Source organism: Streptomyces sp. NPDC039736, from assembly GCF_055596485.1.
This window is the reverse complement of sequence record NZ_JBVIUQ010000005.1, coordinates 20,156-37,236: the sequence shown is the minus strand read 5'-3', so window position 1 is coordinate 37,236 and position 17,081 is coordinate 20,156. Positions and strand designations below refer to the sequence as shown.

General features: G+C 72.3%; 14 protein-coding genes. 3 read left to right on the top strand and 11 right to left on the bottom strand.

Annotated elements, in window-relative coordinates:
• Positions 1–49 precede the first annotated feature (49 nt).
• Positions 50–766: a 3-oxoacyl-[acyl-carrier-protein] reductase gene (fabG, locus tag ACZ56L_RS16820; RefSeq protein ID WP_345224308.1), complete on the top strand. Its 717-nt coding sequence runs from the start codon at positions 50–52 to the stop codon at positions 764–766.
• A gap of 5 nt (positions 767–771) precedes the next feature.
• Complete coding sequence (gene fabI, locus ACZ56L_RS16815; RefSeq protein WP_345224311.1) at positions 772–1,539, top strand: enoyl-ACP reductase FabI; 768 nt, start codon at positions 772–774, stop codon at positions 1,537–1,539.
• Positions 1,540–1,609: 70 nt separating this feature from the next.
• Here the strand turns inward: fabI and ACZ56L_RS16810 are convergent, their stop codons facing one another.
• From ACZ56L_RS16810 to ACZ56L_RS16765, 10 genes are all read right to left on the bottom strand, one after another.
• Positions 1,610–3,577 carry a helix-turn-helix domain-containing protein gene (locus tag ACZ56L_RS16810; protein WP_471064731.1) on the bottom strand — a complete coding sequence of 656 codons (1,968 nt, stop codon included), beginning with the start codon at positions 3,575–3,577 and terminating at the stop codon, positions 1,610–1,612.
• 147 nt (positions 3,578–3,724) lie between these two features.
• Entirely contained in the window at positions 3,725–5,122 is a 1,398-nt protein-coding gene (locus tag ACZ56L_RS16805; protein ID WP_471064729.1) for an MFS transporter, read from the bottom strand.
• Positions 5,123–5,184: 62 nt separating this feature from the next.
• The gene (locus ACZ56L_RS16800) at positions 5,185–5,958 is read right to left on the bottom strand and encodes a 3-hydroxybutyrate dehydrogenase (protein WP_401757878.1); all 774 of its coding nucleotides are present in this window, start codon (positions 5,956–5,958) and stop codon (positions 5,185–5,187) included.
• 201 nt (positions 5,959–6,159) lie between these two features.
• Positions 6,160–7,539, bottom strand: coding sequence for a UbiD family decarboxylase (locus ACZ56L_RS16795; RefSeq protein WP_471064727.1), 1,380 nt, complete (start codon positions 7,537–7,539; stop codon positions 6,160–6,162).
• The gene (locus ACZ56L_RS16790) at positions 7,526–8,272 is read right to left on the bottom strand and encodes an aspartate racemase/maleate isomerase family protein (RefSeq protein ID WP_471064725.1); all 747 of its coding nucleotides are present in this window, start codon (positions 8,270–8,272) and stop codon (positions 7,526–7,528) included. The genes ACZ56L_RS16795 and ACZ56L_RS16790 overlap by 14 nt, the downstream gene beginning before the upstream one ends.
• 116 nt (positions 8,273–8,388) lie before the next feature.
• Complete coding sequence (locus tag ACZ56L_RS16785) at positions 8,389–9,339, bottom strand: amidohydrolase family protein (RefSeq protein WP_345224324.1); 951 nt, start codon at positions 9,337–9,339, stop codon at positions 8,389–8,391.
• 116 nt (positions 9,340–9,455) lie between these two features.
• Complete coding sequence (locus ACZ56L_RS16780; protein WP_471064723.1) at positions 9,456–11,732, bottom strand: molybdopterin cofactor-binding domain-containing protein; 2,277 nt, start codon at positions 11,730–11,732, stop codon at positions 9,456–9,458.
• A gap of 104 nt (positions 11,733–11,836) precedes the next feature.
• On the bottom strand, positions 11,837–12,580 hold the full coding sequence (locus ACZ56L_RS16775) for a GntR family transcriptional regulator (protein ID WP_471064721.1): 744 nt from the start codon (positions 12,578–12,580) through the stop codon (positions 11,837–11,839).
• Between the two features lie 53 nt (positions 12,581–12,633).
• The gene (locus ACZ56L_RS16770) at positions 12,634–14,100 is read right to left on the bottom strand and encodes a nucleobase:cation symporter-2 family protein (protein ID WP_345224332.1); all 1,467 of its coding nucleotides are present in this window, start codon (positions 14,098–14,100) and stop codon (positions 12,634–12,636) included.
• Positions 14,101–14,288: 188 nt separating this feature from the next.
• Positions 14,289–15,719, bottom strand: coding sequence for an amidohydrolase family protein (locus ACZ56L_RS16765; RefSeq protein ID WP_401757887.1), 1,431 nt, complete (start codon positions 15,717–15,719; stop codon positions 14,289–14,291).
• A 233-nt stretch (positions 15,720–15,952) separates the two neighbouring features.
• Here ACZ56L_RS16765 and ACZ56L_RS16760 point away from each other — a divergent pair, with 233 nt between their 5' ends.
• A complete protein-coding gene (locus ACZ56L_RS16760) occupies positions 15,953–16,354 on the top strand; it encodes a hypothetical protein (RefSeq protein WP_345224336.1) in 402 nt (133 codons plus the stop codon).
• Here the strand turns inward: ACZ56L_RS16760 and ACZ56L_RS16755 are convergent.
• Positions 16,332–17,030: a FadR/GntR family transcriptional regulator gene (locus ACZ56L_RS16755; protein WP_345224338.1), complete on the bottom strand. Its 699-nt coding sequence runs from the start codon at positions 17,028–17,030 to the stop codon at positions 16,332–16,334. The genes ACZ56L_RS16760 and ACZ56L_RS16755 overlap by 23 nt on opposite strands.
• Positions 17,031–17,081: the final 51 nt, after the last annotated feature.

Here is a 17,081-nt window from a genome sequence, read left to right as displayed (position 1 = left end):
TACCGATAGTTTCGGTCGGTACCAGACCGCTATTCGAAAGGGTGATCCGTTGAGCCGCTCGGTTCTCGTCACCGGAGGAAACCGGGGCATCGGCCTCGCCATCGCCCGCGCTTTCGCCGACAACGGCGACAGGGTCGCGATCACGTACCGCTCGGGTGATCCGTCGGACCTTGAGAAGGCGGGCTTCCTCGCCGTCAAGTGCGACATCACCGACACCGAGCAGGTGGAGCAGGCCTACAAGGAGATCGAGGAGAAGCACGGTCCCGTGGAGGTGCTGGTGGCCAACGCCGGCGTCACCAAGGACCAGCTCCTGATGCGCATGTCCGAGGAGGACTTCACGTCCGTCCTCGACACCAACCTCACCGGCACCTTCCGGGTCGTGAAGCGAGCCAACCGCGGCATGCTGCGCGCCAGGAAGGGCCGCGTCGTGCTGATCTCCTCGGTGGTGGGTCTGCTGGGCTCGGCGGGGCAGGCGAACTACGCCGCCTCGAAGGCCGGTCTGGTGGGGTTCGCGCGTTCGCTCGCCCGTGAGCTGGGGTCGCGCAACATCACGTTCAACGTCGTCGCGCCCGGGTTTGTCGACACCGACATGACCCAGGTGCTCAACGACGAGCAGCGCAAGGGCATCGTCGCCCAGGTGCCGCTCGGCCGTTACGCGCAGCCGGAGGAGATCGCCGCGGCGGTGAAGTTCCTCGCCTCCGACGACGCGTCGTACATCACTGGAGCCGTCATCCCGGTTGACGGCGGATTGGGCATGGGTCACTGATCGCCATGAGTGGAATCCTCGAAGGCAAGAACATCCTCATCACGGGTGTCCTGATGGAGTCCTCCATCGCCTTTCACGCGGCCAAGGTGGCGCAGGAGCAGGGTGCGAACGTCATCCTGACGGCCTTCCCCCGCCCGACGCTGACCGAGCGCATCGCCAAGAAGCTCCCGAAGCCGGCGAAGGTCATCGAGCTGGACGTGACGAACCAGGAGCACCTGGACCGTCTCGAAGGTCTCGTCCGCGAGGAGCTGGGCTCGCTCGACGGCGTCGTGCACTCCATCGGCTTCGCGCCGCAGGACGCGCTCGGCGGCAACTTCCTGAACACGCCGTTCGAGTCGGTCGCCACCGCCATGCACGTCTCGGCCTTCTCGCTGAAGTCCCTGACGATGGCGTGCCGCCCGCTGATGAGCGAGGGCGGCTCGATCGTCGGCCTCACCTTCGACGCGCAGTTCGCCTGGCCGCAGTACGACTGGATGGGCCCGGCGAAGGCCGCGCTGGAGGCCACCTCCCGCTACCTCGCCCGCGACCTGGGCGCCGAGGGCCTGCGCTGCAACCTGATCTCGGCGGGTCCGATCGGGTCGATGGCCGCGAAGTCCATCCCGGGCTTCGGCGACCTGGCGAAGGTGTGGGACGAGCGCTCCCCGATGAAGTGGGACATGGCCGACCCGGAGCCCGCGGGCAAGGGCATCGTCGCGCTGCTGTCGGACTTCTTCCCGAAGACGACCGGCGAGATCATTCACGTCGACGGCGGCGTGCACATGATCGGCGCCTGACCTCCCGGCAGTGCACGGGCGAGGGGCGGTGCGGGATCGCACCGCCCCTCGCCGTTCTTCCGGGCGGCCCTCACGGGGACCGCTCCGGGCGGGCCAGGCGGTGCAGGCGCAGGGCGAGCTGGATCTCCAGGGCGCGGGACGGGGTGTTCCAGGCCGGTCCGAGCAGCCGGGAGACGCGCTCCAGGCGTTGGGTCACCGTGTTGACGTGGACGTGCAGCGCGTCCTTGGCGCGGATCAGTGACGCCCCGTGCGCGTAGTACGCCTCCAGCGTGCGGATCAGCTCCGTCCCCTGCGCCGCGTCGTAGTCCAGTACGGGTCCCAGCACGCGTGCCGTGTACGGGCCGACATCCGCCCGGTCGCCCAACAGGACGCCCAGGAAGCCCAGTTCCGTGACGTCCGCCCCCTCCCCGGTGCGGCCCAGCGCGTGCAGCGCGGTCAGGCAGCGTACGGCCTCCGCGTGGGCGTGCGGCAGCCCGTCGGGCCCTTCGGCGGTGCCCGCCGCGCCCGCGGTGACCGGTGAGTCCAGGACCCGGCCCAGGTCGCGGGCGAGCTCGTGGGCCAGCCGGGCGGCCCGGTCCGCGTTCCCGGGGGCGACCAGGACGACCTGCCCCTCCCGCGGACCGGACAGCGCCCCCAGCGCCCGGGCCCGCCGCGCCGCCTCCGTGGCCAGCCGGGACCTGACCCGCGGCGCGCAGTCCAGTGCCACCACCACGTGCGGCCCCGCCACGTCGACGCCCAGCCGCCGGGCGCGCAGCGCCAGACTTCCGCCGCCGGTGCGCCGCGACGGGTCGGTCAGCAGGTCGTCCAGGAGTTCGCCGCGCACCCGGTCCTCGGCCTCCGCCACCGACCGGCGCAGCAGCAGCACCAGGGCGGTGACCAGCGCGGCCCGTTCGAACAGGCGCAGGTCCGCGTCGGCGAGCACCCGCCCCGGCTCCCCGGGCCCCGACCGCCCCGTCAGCACCAGGCACCCCAGCAGTTCCGCCCCCGCGACCACCGCACAGGTCCAGCGGTCCTCCGCGTACACCGCCCGCCCGCTCGTGCGGGACTCCGCCAGCCCCCGGCTCGGCGGAACCGGCGCGCCCCCGCCGACCCGGGCCAGCACCTCGCCGTCCGCGTCGTGCACGGTGAGGCCGCCGCCCAGCAGCGCCGCGATCTCTCCCGCCACGTCCGCCACTCCGCCGCCGCGCAGCACCAGTTCGGTGAGCCGGTCGTGGGCGTCCGAGGCGCGGCGCAGCGCGTCGCTGTGCGCGCGGGCCGTGGCGTTCGCGGCCTCCAGGCCGGTGAGCGCGGCCCGGGTCTCCTCCATCAGGCGGGCCCCGTCGATGGCGACGGCCGCGTGGTCGGCGAGCGAGCCGAGCAGCGCGATCGCGTCCGGGGTGAAGTCGCGCGGACTGCGGTCGGCGGCGAACAGCACCCCGATCACCCGGTCCCCGAGCCGCAGCGGCACACCGAGGATGCCGCGCAGCCCCTCCTCCCCGACGCCGTCGTCGATGGCCCCGGTGTGCCGGAACCGGAAGTCGGTGCGGTAGTCGCGGCTGGCGTACGGCCGCGCGGTCTGCGCCACCAGCCCGCCGAGACCGTCGCCCATCCGCAGCCGCAACTGCTGGAAGGCGGCGGACACCGAGCCGTCCGTGACCCGCATGTAGGTGTCGTGGCGCGCCGGGTCGTTGAGGGTCAGGTACGCCACGTCCGCGCCCAGCAGCGTCCTGGCCCGCCGGACGATGGCCCGCAGTACGGCGTCCAGCCCGCGCAGCGCCGCCAGGTCGCCCGCCGTGTCGAACAGCGCGGCCAGTTCCGCCTCCCGCCGCCGGTGCTGGTCGAGGGTGCGCCGTACGGACAGCGCGGCCTCGGTCGCCTCGGCGAGGAGCGCCGCCTGCGCGGGGCCGGCCCCGGCCCCGGCCCGTGCGGCGGGCGCCGCCAGCTCCTCGGCGGTGGCCCCGGCGGCCAGCAGGCCGAGCAGCTCGCGCGGCACGTTCGCAGCCCCGTCGGCCACCGGGGGCGCGGGTGCGGGTGCGGGGGCGGCGTGGTCGTCGGTCATGGTGGCGGCGGTCCGTCCGTACGGGAGAGGGGAGTTGGGGGGTCATGGTGCGGGATACCAGAGTGCCGGACGCGCGGCGGGGACCGGGGCGCGCACCCGCGCCCCGGTCCCCGCCCGCCGTCCCCGCGTGCCGCCCCCGCCCCCGCCTCAGGCCCGTTCCGCCGCCTGCGCGGCGCCCGCGCCCGGCCGGCCGGAGGGGACGGCCGTGTCCGGCGACGCCTGGTCACGGGCCAGGTCGCGGCCCCGGGTCTCCCGCGCGAAGAACACCGTCAGCGACGTGACCAGCGCCGCCCCGCCCAGATACAGGCTCAGCGGCAGCGAGGAGTCGAAGTCCTTCAGCAGTTCCACCGCGACGATCGGGGCGAGCGCGCCCGCCACGATCGACGCGAGCTGCGAACCCATCGAGGCCCCCGAGTACCGCACCTTCGTGTCGAACATCTCCGAGATGAACGCCGCCTGCGGCCCGTACATCGCCCCGTGCAGCAGCAGCCCCACCGTCACCGACAACGTGATCACCGCGAAGGACTTCCCGTCCACCAGGGCGAAGAAGACGAACGCCCACACCGCCATCCCCACCGAGCCGATCAGCGTCACCGGCCGCCGCCCGAGCCGGTCCGACAGCGCCCCCCACAGCGGGATCGTCACGAAGTGCACCGCCGAGCCGATCAGCACCGCGTTCAGGGCGGTGGACCTGGGCAGCCCGAGGTGCACGGTGACGTACACGAGGAGGAAGGAGGTGAGCAGGTAGTACGAGATGTTCTCGCCGAACCGGGTGCCGATCGCGGTGAGCACCTCGCGCCAGTTCCGCTGGAACACCTCCACGACCGGCGCCTGCTCCCTGCCGCCGCGCTCCGCCTCCGTCCGCGCCTTCGCCTGCGCGGCCAGGAAGACCGGGGACTCGCTGACCGACACCCGTATCCACAGCCCGATCACGACCAGGACGCCCGACAGCAGGAACGGCACCCGCCAGCCCCAGGACAGGAACGCCTCGTCCGACTGCACCGCGGCCAGCAGCGCCAGCACCCCCGTGGCCAGCAGGTTTCCGCCGGGCGCGCCCGCCTGCGGCCAACTCGCCCAGAACCCGCGGTGCTTGTCGCCGCCGTGCTCGGAGACGATCAGCACCGCACCGCCCCACTCGCCGCCCAGCGCGAAGCCCTGCACCAGGCGCAGCACGGTCAGCAGGATCGGCGCGCCCACGCCGATGGTCTCGTAGGTGGGCAGCAGACCCATCGCGAAGGTCGCGCCGCCCATCAGCAGCAGGCTCAGGACCAGCAGCTTCTTGCGGCCGACGCGGTCGCCGAAGTGGCCGAAGACCACGCCGCCCAGGGGGCGGGCGACGAATCCGATGGCATACGTCACGAAGGCGATCAGCGTGCCCACCAGGGGGTCGCTGGTCGGGAAGAAGAGGGTGTTGAAGACCAGGGCGGCGGCCGACCCGTACAGGAAGAAGTCGTACCACTCGACGGTGGTGCCGATCAGGCTGGCGCCGACGATGCGGGCGATGCCGGAGCGTGGTGGCGCGCCCTGGGCGGAGGTGTCGGTCATGGTGGGTCACCGGTTTCCGGGAAAGAGGGGTGGGCTTCGAGGAGTTCGCAGTCGCGGGGGCGTCAGCCCGCCGTCCAACCGCCGTCCAGGGGCAGGGACACGCCGGTCACGGACGCGGCGTGCGGCCCGCACAGCCACAGCACCGCCCCCGCCACCTCCTCCGGTTCCAGCAGCCGCTTCACGGGCGAACGGGCCAGGAGCACGTCGGTGAGGACCTGGTCGGGGGTGATGCGGTGGGCGGCGGCCTGGTCCTGGAGCTGGCCCTCCACCAGCGGAGTGCGCACGTAGCCGGGGTTGACGCAGTTGCTGGTGACGCCGTGCGGGGCGCCCTCCAGGGCGGCCACCTTGCTCAGGCCCTCCAGCGCGTGCTTGGCGGCCACGTACGCGCTCTTGTACGCGCTGGCGCGCAGCCCGTGCACGCTGGAGACGTTCACCACCCGGCCCCACCGGCCGGCGTACATGTGGGGGAGGGTGTGGCGCAGCAGCAGGAAGGGGGCGGTCACCATCACCCGCTGGATCAACTCGAAGCGGTCCGGCGGGAACGCGGTGATCGGGGCGACGTGCTGGAGGCCCGCGTTGTTGACCAGGACGTCGACCTCGCGGGGGAGCGTGGCGAGGGCGGCGGCGTCCGCGAGGTCGACGGCGTGCGGCTGTCCGCCGGTCTCCTCGGCGACCGCCTTCGCGCTGTCGCCGTCCCGGTCCACGACGTGCACGGCGGCCCCGGCGTCGGCCAGGGCCCGCGCGCAGGCCCGGCCGATGCCGCTGCCGCCGCCGGTCACGAGGGCGGTGCGGCCCCGGAGGGGAGCGGCAGGGGTGGCGGAAAGGTTGCTCGTCATGGCCGGAACAGTAGGGACGCGTCCGGGCGGCTGACATGGGTGCGTACCCCACAATGCCGGGGACCGGTGTGTGGGGTGCGCACAGGGGGCGGCCGGATCAGCGGAGCTCCGGGCCGCCGTCGGCGGGCGACCGCACCGGCCGGGCGGCGCGCCGCGGACGGCCCCGCCGGTGCCCTCCGCGACCGCCGGGACGCCCCCCGCTCACCGCCCGTCCAGCAACTCCCGCGCCGCCGCCACCCGTTCCGGGGCCACCCGGATGCGCACCCCGTGGAAATCCGCCCCGCGCGTCGCGTCCAGCGCCATCCGCGAGGTCGTGCCGTCCGCCGTGGAGGAGGGGTCCAGCGGGCTTCCCGGCAGGCCGTCGACCACGAACACGTCCCGGTGCGGCTGGAGGTGCGCGGCCATCGCCCACAGCACCTGCGAGTCGTCCGTCACGTCCACGTCCGCGTCCACCGCCACCACCGTCTTCAGGTACGGGTCCCAGCCCAGCAGCCCCAGCATGATCTGCCGCGCCTGCCCCGGCCGGGACGCGCCGATCGCCACGTACGCGTGGAAGTGCGTCCCGGAGGTCGGGTAGTACAGCGCGGTGACCTCGGGGAACCGCTCCTTCAGCTTCTGCGCCATCTCCGACTCGCGCGGAATGCGGGCGAGGTTGAGGTGCTCGTCCGTATTGCCCCCGACCACGTCCAGCAGCAGCGCGTCGCGCCGCCGCAGCACGGTCTCCACCGTCAGCACGTCGTTCGTCGACCGGTCGGAGGAGTAGCCGGAGAACTCCCCGAACGGGCCCTCCTCCGCGTGTCGCGCCGGGTCGATGAACCCCTCCAGCACGATCTCCGCGCTCGCCGGCACCCGTATCCCGTACGCCGGCGTCCGGACGACCTCCAGCGGCGCCCCGAACAGACCGCCCGCCACGTCCCGCTCGTCCACGTCCGCGCCCAGCCGGGCCGAGGCCGCCAGCATGAACAGCGGGTGCCCGCCCAGCACCAGGGCCACCGGCAGCCGTTCGCCGCGCTCCTCCGCGAGCCGCAGCAACTGCCACAGGTGGCCGCGCGAGTGCAGGCTCGTCGCCAGCTCGTTGCGGCCGTGCACCATCGAGCGGTGGTAGCTGAGGTTCCCGGCCCGGCCCGGAGCGTCCGCCGGGGCCTCCGCCGCGATGATCCCGCTGGTGATGTAGGGGCCCCGGTCGGACGCGAAGTGCTGGATGAGGGGGAGCGCGGCCAGGTCCACGTCCCCGCCCGACTCCACCACCTCCAGCACCGGCCCGTCCGCGACCACGCGCGGGGCGCACCTGCGGGCGGAGGCCGCCTGGTACGCCGCGTGCAGGCCCGCCGGTTCCGTGCCCAGCAGGCGGGCCACCCGGGTGCGCGAAGCGAAGACGTTCGTGACGACCGGTATGCCGAGCCCCGCCACGTCCCGGCACACCAGCATCTCGTCCCGGCCGCGTGCCGCCAGCTCCAGGGCCAGGGCCGCGACGTCCTCGCCGTCCAGCTTCTCCTCGACGACGAGGACGTCCTCCGGGTGCTCCGCGGCGTACGTACGCAGGAACTCCCGCAGGTCCTGGGAGAGTTCAGTGCGTGTCACAGCACACCCCGGCGGGCTTCCGGGCGCCGAACATCTCGCCCCACTCGGGCGCCGTGACCGACAGGCCCAGCAGGTCGAGGCCGGTACGGACCGCCACCCGCGCCCCGTCGTACACCGGCTTGCCCAGCTCCCGTTCCGCCAGCGCCGCCACGGGCGCCACCGGCAGCTCCGTGCCCGCGACCACGATGCACTGCGCGTCCGGCGAGTCCGCCTCCTTCAGCACCCGGCGCATCCGCGAGACCGGCAGCTCCGCCGCCTCCCGCGCGGTCGCCAGCCCCAGCGCGGTCACCGAGGCGATCTTGAAGCCGGCGGCGAGATAGGTGTCCGCGACGCGGCCGGCCGTCTGCTCGTTGCCGGCCGACACCAGGGCGATCGACACGAGGTCCCGGCGCGAGAGCAGGTCGATCTGCCCGAGGGTGACCGTAGAGGCCCGTACGCCCGTGACCTCCTCCACCCAGCGCGCCATCGCCCGCCCGTGCGCCGCCCCGTGCAGGTCCGACGAGCTGCCGCCCCACACCACGGCGCCCACCCCCGCGTCCGCCAACTGGGCTGCGGCGCGGGTGAGTTCACCGGACTGGGGCGGCGCGATCGCCGGACCGCTCATCACCTCGGGGAGCGAGGCGCGGGCGATCGGATGGGACACCTCGATGGCGAGCGGCTTGCAGATCTGGGCCACCCAGCGTTCGACGCCGACGCTGGTGGAGGGGACGAGATGACCGATGCGCTGCTGCATGGCGACACCACTTTTCTCACGCGAGGAAGACGGAGCTGTGTACCGACCGGGAGAGCCGTACGGAGAAGGGGCGGCCCCGAGCCTCCCGAGCATCGGAGCCGCCCCGGTCCTCGGAGCTACGGACGCATCTCCGCCGCCGACTTGGCCGACGGGTTCTCCAGCGTCGCGAACGAGCTCTTCAGGCGCAGTTGCGCCTCCTCCACGTTCCGCGGCGGCGGCGTCGGGTCGATGCCCAGCAGCTTGGCCACGTTGTTGCCGAGGTACCCCTCCAGGTGCTCCTCGGAGAGGTTCATGCCCTGCGGCGGCGGGCCCATCAGGACCTCCAGCTCACGGGCCCACATGCCGGGCTCGTTGGGCGGCGAGTCGGTGCCGAAGACCAACTGGTGCTTCTCCATCTGCTGCGCGAACTCCACGATGCGCGACTGGAGGAGCCAGCCGGACTCGCCGTACACGTTCGGCGAGTCGAGGATCATGTAGAGCGCCTCGAAGCAGTACACGCCACCCGTCTGCACACCGAAGTGGCCGAGGATGAAGTTGACGTTCGGGAACTCGCGGATGATCGGGTAGAACTGCGTCGGGATCGAGTACGGCCCGTCGCCCGTGTGGATCAGCACGAGGATGCCCAGCTCGTCGCAGACCTTCAGTACCGGGCGCAGCCAGTCCAGAGCACGGTCGGGACGGTAGGCGTGCATGTTGGCATGCAGCTTCACCATCTTGTAGCCGTATTCCTTGACGTGGTGCCGCAGCTCCGCCGCGCCGTTCTCCGGCCCGAAGCGCGGGTTGTACATGAAGTTGCCGATGAAGCGGTCCGGGTACGTCGTCACCAGGTGCGTGATGTACGCCATGTAGTCCCGGATGCCTTCGCGCCCACCGCGCATCCCGTCCTGCCACACCGAGTTGCCCGGCGGGGGCATGATGCAGCCCATGTCGATCCGGCGCGGCTTCCCGTTGATCATGTAGGGGCCGTCCATCATCTCCAGGGTACGCTCGCCGGTGAACGGCGTGCCGTCGTGCCTCCATGCCTGGTCGACGATGTTGGTGGGGTGCATGTGGGTGTCGATGATCAAGGTGCTGTTCCTTCCCTGCTGGTTCTGGCCGTACGTGGAGCTGTGTGTGGACCGTGGTGAACCGTTCGGGGACCCAGGGCAGGGCCCGCCTCACCTCCTCTCGTCTTCGTCGGGTGTCAGGACCGCACCGGGTCGGTGGAGTCGTCGGTGTCGGTGGAGCCGCCGGTGCCGGTGAAGTCGTCGGGCCGCACCGGCACCCGGCCCAGCTCCAGGCCCGTCGCGTCGCGCAGGGCGTTCGCGATGGCCGGCGTGGAGGAGAGGGTCGGCGGCTCGCCCACCCCGTTCAGGCCGTACGGCGAGTCGGGGTGCGGCAGTTCGAGGAGGTCGATGGGCACGGACGGCATGTCCGCGATGGTGGGGATGAGGTAGTCGGTGAAGGAGGGGTTGCGCACCGTGCCGTCCTTCACGTGCAGCTCCTCCATCAGGGCCAGTCCCAGGCCCTGGGCGCTGCCGCCCTCGATCTGCCCCTCCACGGCGAGCGGGTTCATCGCCTTGCCGACGTCCTGGGCGGTCGCGAGCTCCACGACCTTCACCAGGCCGAGCTCGGTGTCCACCTCCACCACCGCGCGGTGCGCGGCGAACGCGAAGGCGATGTGCGCCTGCCCCTGCCCGCGCTCCGGGTCCACGGGATACGTACGCCGGTGGGAGTACTCGTACTCCTCCTCCAACGGCCCGTGTACGACCAGGATTTGGGCGAGATCTCCGTCACCGCCCAGCTCGGTGATCCGCTCCTTGAGGGCCTTGCACGCGCCCTGCACCGCACCGCCGCTCATCCAGCTGATGCGCGAGGCGGAGGAGGAGCCGGCGTCGCCGACCTGGGTGTCGGCGGGCAGCACCGTCACCTGCTGGACGCCGAGTTCGGTCCGTACGATCTGGGCCTGGAGGGTGACGATGCCCTGACCGCACTCCGCCGCCGAGGTGTGCACCTGTGCCACTGGCTCGCCGTCCGCGAGGGACAGCCTCACCCGGGCCACCGACCGGTCGTCGACGCCGCCGGAGAACCCGATCGCCTTGACCCCGATCGCGTACCCGACACCGCGCTTGACGCCCTCGCCACGGGTGGTGTTGTTCAGGCCGCCGGGGAGACCGAAGACGCCGTCGCCGGGCGGGGGGAGCGGCCGGTCGCGCAATCGCTCCAGAAGCTCCGCCGCCGGGGCCGGGCCGTCGACCTCCTGCCCGGTCGGCAGCATCGTGCCGGTCGTCATGGCGTTGCGGATGCGCAGCTCGACCGGCTCGATGTCCAGGGCGCGGGCCAGCTTGTCGAGGTTGGACTCCACGCCGTAACAGGACTGGACCGCGCCGAAGCCGCGCATCGCGCCGCAGGGCGGGTTGTTGGTGTAGACGGAGTAGCCGTCGATCTCGACGTGCGGGACCTCGTAGGCGCCGGCCGCGAAGTAGGAGCCGTTGGCGATGACGACCTGCGAGGTGGAGGTGTACGCGCCGCCGTCGAAGATCATCCGAGCCTTGACGTAGACGATCTTCCCGTCGCGCGTCGCCCCGTGCTCGAACCACATCTTCGCCGGGTGGCGGTGCACGTGGCCGAAGAAGGACTCCTCGCGGTTGTAGCTCATCTTCACCGGCCGCCCGGTGTGCAGCGCCAGCATCGCCGAGTGGATCTGCACGGAGACGTCCTCGCGGCCGCCGAAGGCGCCGCCCACGCCGGACATCGTCAGCCGGACCTTCTCCGGCGGGAGTCCGAGCGCCGAGCACATCTGGTGCTGGTCGTCGTACAGCCACTGCGTCGAGACGTAGACGTCGACGCCGCCGTCCTCGGCGGGTATCGCCAGCCCCGACTCCGGGCCCAGGAACGCCTGGTCCTGCATGCCCACGTCGTACGTCCCCGACACGACCACCTCGGCGAGGCGCTCGGCCTGAGCCATGTCGCCGTGCCGGATGCGGACATGGCGTACGACATTGCCCAACTCGTCCTTGCCGTCCACCCGTTGGGCGTGGACCCGGGGCCCCTCGCCGCTGACCGCCTGCTCGGAGTCGGTCAGCGGGGTGCGTATCCCGTACTCGACCGCGATGAGCCGCAGCGCCCGGCGCGCGGTCTCCGGGTGGTCGGCGGCGACCAGGGCCACCGGTTCGCCCTGGTAGCGCACCTCGTCCTTGGCCAGGACCGGCTGGTCGGCGACCTTCATGCCGTACAGCGGATGCCCGGGGACGTCCTCGTGGGTGAGCACCGCGACGACGCCGGGGAGCCCGAGGGCCCTGCTCGCGTCGAAGCGCAGGATGCGGGCGGAGGGGTGCGGGCTGCGCAGGGTCGCGCCCCACACCATGTTGTCCGCGTGCAGGTCGGAGGAGTACGCGAAGTCCCCCTTGACCTTCAGCCGGCCGTCGGGCCGCCGGACGCTCTCGCCCACCCCGTTCCGGATTCCGGTAGCGGTGCTCACGATCGGTCACTTCCCTTCCTCGGCGAGGGGCTGGGTGGTGCGATGTGGTGCGTGCGGTGCTTCGCGCGGTTCCTTTGTGCGGTACGGAAGTGCCGGTACGGGCGTCACGCCACCGGGTGGATGCCCGGGCCCCGGGGGGCGTCCTGGTCGGGGCCGGCGGCCACCGCCTGGGAGAGCCGGATGCGCAGCCGTCTGATGTGCTCCCGCGCGGCCAGCTCCGCCGCGTCCGGGTCGCCGGCCGTCATCGCCTCGAAGATCCGGCGGTGCTCGGCCACGGCGAGCCGGGGGGCCTCCGGGCTGCGCCACAGCGAGTGCAGCGCCAGGTGGGCCTTGCCCTGGATGGTGTCCAGGGCCGAGGTCAGGTGGGTGTTCCCGGCGACCTCGCGGATCAGGCTGTGGTACGCCATGTCCATCTCGATGTGCGCGGTCTCGTCGTAGTCCGAGGTGACCACGCGCTCGTGGCGCTCCAGCAGCTCGCGCAGCTCGCCGACCTTGGTGGCGTCGAGCCGCTCGGTGGCCAGGCGCGCCGCCAGCCCCTCCATGACCTCGCGGACCACGTACAACTGGCGTACGTCCTCCAGGTCGACGGTGGAGACCACGGCGCCCCGGTGCGGGACGTGGGAGGCGAGCCCGTCGTGGATGAGCCGCTGCACGGCCTCCCGGACGGGGCTGCGGCTGATGCCCATCTGGGTGGCGAGCGCCGGCACGGACAGGGCGTCGCCCGGGCGCAGGCGGTTCGCCAGGACGGCGGCCTTGAGCTCGTCGTACGCGCGGTCCGCCAGCAGACTCCCGGCCGCGACCGGATTCACAGTGTGCTGCACGGCCTGCTGTGCTTTGTCGGTCGCCATCCTCGCCTCCCCGTCCCTCTTCGCCGTGATCGCGTGAACTGTGTCCTCAGGAATTACACGGTGTCGGCTTCGGCCTGCTTCGGCACTGGTGCCGCCGTGTGCACTTCATGTTGCATGTAATGTTCCGGCGGGTCAACGGGTTCCGCCTCCTTCTTGCGACTCCCCGGCAGCCGCAAATGGTGGAAGAACAGGTTCAACAGGACAGCCGTGAGGGTGCCCAGGATGATTCCGCTCTCGAAGAGCGCATGCAGTTGCCGGGTCGGCATCTGCTCCGCGAACTGCGGGAAGGCCGTCGGCAGGAAGCCGATGCCCAGGCTGGCGGCCACCAGGATGGTGTTCCGCTGGTCCGTGAGGTCCGCCTGGAGCAGGATCTGGATGCCGACGACGCCGATCGTCGCGAAGAGCACGATGGTGGCGCCGCCCAGCACGGACGCCGGCATCGAGGCCACGACCGCGCCGATCTTGGGCACCATGCCGAAGAGGATCATGATCACGCCGGCCGACGCGATGATCCACCGGCTCTTGACGCGGGTGAGCCGGATCAGCCCGATGTTCTGCGAATAGACGGTGCTGGGGAAGGAGTTGAGCACCCCGGCGACCGCCGTGGCCAGCCCGTCCGCCCGCAGCGCCCGGGTGACGCCCTTGCCGTCCACGTCCCGGCCGACGATCTCGCCGACCGCGAAGAACTGGCCGATGGACTCCACCGCCACGATGATCATCACCATGAAGACGGCCAGGATCGCGATGGTGTCGAACTCGACGCCGTAGTGCAGCGGCGCGGCCATGCCGAACCAGGAGGCGTCCCCGATCCTGGAGAAGTCCGTCCTGCCCAGGACCGCGGCGACCGTCGTCCCGACGACCAGCCCCGCCAGCACGGCGACGGTGGCCATGAAGCCGCGCGAGAACTTGTACAGCAGCAGGATCACCACGAACGTCACCGCCGCCATCCCGAGCTGGGCCGGCGACCCGAAGGTCTTCGCACTCGGGTCGCCGCCGCCCACCTGCCGCGCGGCCACCGCGAGCAGGGTGATCCCGACGATCGTCACGATGGTGCCGGTGACCAGCGGCGGGAAGAACCTCACCAGCCTGCTGAAGACCGGCGCGATCACGAACAGGGCGAGCCCCGCCGCGATCACCGCCCCCAGCACGGTCGGCATCCCGGCCTTCGCCCCGCCGGCCGCCAGCCCCACCGAGACCAGCGAGGGCACCGCCGTGGTCGAGGTGCCCTGCACGATCGGCAGTCTGATGCCCACCCCCTTGAAGCCCACCGCCTGCATGAGCGTGGCGATGCCGCAGGTCAGCAGGGACGCGTTGACCAGCATCCCGATGTCCTTGTCCGGCAGGCCGACTCCCTGCGCGACCAGCAGCGGCATGACGACCGCGCCGGCGTAGAAGGCGAGTACGTGCTGCAACCCGTAGACGGCGAGCCGCCAGGCGGACGGCACTGCCTCCACCGGATCGGCCGACTGGTCGTCCGTCCACTCCTGTTTCGAAGAGCCCTGTGCTGTGGTGCGGGACATTGTGCGTTCTCCCTCCACCTGCCGCCCGTGACGGCAGGGGTCCTTGTATGCGCACGTACGGTGGCCGCGGACGGGCAGCCGTGGGTCCTGCGATGTCTCGGGAGGCTCGTGGTGCTCGGGAGGTCCGTGGGGCCCGGGAGGAAGCCGGTGGAGGTGCGGGGAGTTCTTTCGGAAGGCGCGGCAGGACTTCAGTGCCGCCAGGCGCCGCGCAGCGCGTCGAACCCGGCCCGCGACACCAGCCGTTCGGCCCGCTCCTGCGCCTCGGCCAGCAGCGCGGTCTCGTCCACGAGGGTGCAGCGGCCCTCCTCGTACACCACCCGGCCGTCGACGATCGTCAGCTCGACGTCGCTGCCGCGCGCGGAGTAGACGAGGGTGGCGACCGTGCGGTGCACGGGGCGCAGGTGCGGCCGGTCCAGGCCGACGACCACGACGTCGGCCGGGGCGCCCACGGAGAGCGTGCCGGTGCCGGTGCCCGCGTACGAGCCGCCCTCGCGGGTGGCCAGTTCCAGGGCCTCCTCGCAACGCGCGGCGGCCGGGTCGAGGTGGTGCTGCCGCTGGCCGAAGAGGGTCTGCTTCATCACCTCGAACATGTCCTGGCGGTGCCCGGCGCTCGGCCCGTCGGTGCCCAGCGACACCACCGCGCCCGCGTCCCGCAGCTCGCGCAGCCGCATCACCCCGGAGGCGAGATAGGCGTTGGAGGTGGGGTTGTGCGAGATTCCGGCCCGGCGTTCGCCGACGTGCTTGACCTCGGCGTCGTCCAGCCAGATCGCGTGCGCCAGGGTGGCCCGCTCGTCCAGCAGGCCCTCCCTGGCCAGCCACTCCACCGGCCGCACCCCGTACGCCTCCAGATAGCTCGCCGGGTCCTTGGCCCCCTCCGAGCAGTGCGTGTGCCAGCGGGTCCCGAACTCGGCGGCCAGCTCCACCGCCCCCCGGACCAGGTCCTGGTCGACGTAACTGAGGTTGAGCGGCGCGGGCCAGACCTCCACCATCGAGGTGCGCGGCGGCCTGCGCCGCATGCAGTCCCGCGTGATGTCCAGCTCCTCCTGCGTGGAGTACCGGTACAGCGCGTCCGGCAGTCCCCGCCGGGCCGCCACCTCGGTCCTGCGCCCCAGCATTCCGCGGGCGACCGCGCCGCGCAGTCCCACCGCCTCCACGGCGCGGGCCACGGCGAGCACGGTGTCCGGGTCGGTCGGCGCGTAGTGGTTGTCGATCACGGTGGTGATGCCCGAGCGCAGCGCCTCCACCGCCCCCAGGGTGGCCGCCACCCGGGCGTCCTCGGGGTCGACGGCTATCGAGTACGGCCACATGAACTCGCACAGCCACGGCCAGATCGACAGGCCCTCGCCCATGCCCCTGGCCAGCGCCTGGAAGAGGTGCGAGTGCCCGTCGACGAAACCGGGCAGCACCGCCCGGCCCCGGCAGTCGACGGTGCGCGCCGCCTCCCACTGGGCGTCGATCTCGGCGGCCGGGCCGACCGCCACGACCCGGTTGCCCGCGATCGCCACCGAACCCGGCTCGTGGACCGACCGCCGTCCGTCGACGGTCACCACCCGCCCGCCCGACAGCAGGAGGTCGCACCGCAGGGGGCGGGAGACATCAGGGATGTGCCTGGGCTGCATGGAGGTCCTCCCGGAAGGGTTCACGACATGCTCAATGTTGCATGTAACATATTCAGGCCAATCGGCCTGTCAACCCTCCTCGACGGAACGTGCTCGTCAGAGCCCCTTCAAGTCGAAAACCGCGTGAAGTCGTCGCAGACTGAGCTGACCGGGACAAACCGGACCCGGTTCTGTGCGTACGTCGTACACGTCCGGGGACACGCGTCCCATGTGCACGGGGGAGGAGGTGGCGGATGCCGGCACACCGCGGAAGAGCCGTCGCACTCGTCCTGCCCTCCCTGCTCCTGGCCGCGGGCGCCGGCACGGCAGCCGTCCACACCGCGCCCCCCGGCGGCCGGGCGCCCGCGGCGCACGCCGCCCCCGACCGCTTCGGAGCCGTCTGCCGCACCGCCGTCGAACGGACCAGGGCGGTCGCGTACTGCCACAACCCCTACCCGGACACCGACCTCGTCCGGCTGCACACCGAGTGCGCGCACTGGTGGGACCTCGACGGCGACAGCGCCCCGGTGGAGGTCGGCCCGGCCCAGACCGTACGGCTGAGCAGCCGGTGCTGGAAGGAGGTCGGCAGCGCCTGGGTCACCCACGAACGCGCCCCCGAACCGCCCCCGCCCCTCACCGGGGCGCGCTCCCGGTGACCCGGCCCCGGTCGGCCAGGCACTTCAGCGAGTAGCCCGCCGCCTCGGCCGCCGCGCGCTCCGCGTCGCCCGCCCGGATCGCCTCGATCAGCCGTGCGTGGTCCATGTGGTCCTCGGGCCGCAGCTCGTGCCCGATGTCGTCGCGCAGCCAGTGCCGCAGCAGGTCGCCGAGGTCCGCGTACAGCCCGATCAGCACGTCGTTGTGCGAGGCCGCCACCACCGCCAGGTGCAGGGAGGCGTCCGCCGTGACGAACTGTTCGGCGTCGCCCGAGGCCCAGGCCCGCTCGCGCCGCGCGAGCAGCGCGTCCAGTTGCCGTACGTCCTTGTCGGTACGGCGCTGCGCCGCCAGGCGGCCGGCCGAGGACTCCAGCGTGGAGCGCAGCTCGGCGATGTGCAGCGGATCGGCGTCCGCGAACCGGCGGTGCATCACCCCCGCCAGTTCGCTCGTCGCCACGACGTACGTGCCCGAGCCCTGCCGGATGTCGAGCAGGCCGTTGTGCGCGAGCGCGCGCACCGCCTCGCGGACGGTGTTGCGCGCCACCCCGAGCTGCTCGACCAGTTCGGGTTCGGTCGGAATGCGTGACCCCACGGGCCACTCGCCCGAGGTGATCTGGTTGCGCAGGGCGGTGATCACCTGGTCGGAGAGTGCGGAACGCCGGGGAGAGGTCAGCGTCATGGTGCTCCTTGTTCGGGGCGGGACGGTACGGGGCGGTTCGGAACGGGACAG

Coding starts and splice junctions, on each gene's coding strand:
- fabI (WP_345224311.1), top strand. CDS start 772: ATGAGTGGAATCCTCGAAGGCAAGAACATCCTCATCACGGGTGTCCTG.
- ACZ56L_RS16810 (WP_471064731.1), bottom strand. CDS start 3,577: ATGACCGACGACCACGCCGCCCCCGCACCCGCACCCGCGCCCCCGGTG.
- ACZ56L_RS16805 (WP_471064729.1), bottom strand. CDS start 5,122: ATGACCGACACCTCCGCCCAGGGCGCGCCACCACGCTCCGGCATCGCC.
- ACZ56L_RS16800 (WP_401757878.1), bottom strand. CDS start 5,958: ATGACGAGCAACCTTTCCGCCACCCCTGCCGCTCCCCTCCGGGGCCGC.
- ACZ56L_RS16790 (WP_471064725.1), bottom strand. CDS start 8,272: ATGCAGCAGCGCATCGGTCATCTCGTCCCCTCCACCAGCGTCGGCGTC.
- ACZ56L_RS16775 (WP_471064721.1), bottom strand. CDS start 12,580: ATGGCGACCGACAAAGCACAGCAGGCCGTGCAGCACACTGTGAATCCG.
- ACZ56L_RS16770 (WP_345224332.1), bottom strand. CDS start 14,100: ATGTCCCGCACCACAGCACAGGGCTCTTCGAAACAGGAGTGGACGGAC.
- ACZ56L_RS16765 (WP_401757887.1), bottom strand. CDS start 15,719: ATGCAGCCCAGGCACATCCCTGATGTCTCCCGCCCCCTGCGGTGCGAC.
- ACZ56L_RS16760 (WP_345224336.1), top strand. CDS start 15,953: ATGCCGGCACACCGCGGAAGAGCCGTCGCACTCGTCCTGCCCTCCCTG.
- ACZ56L_RS16755 (WP_345224338.1), bottom strand. CDS start 17,030: ATGACGCTGACCTCTCCCCGGCGTTCCGCACTCTCCGACCAGGTGATC.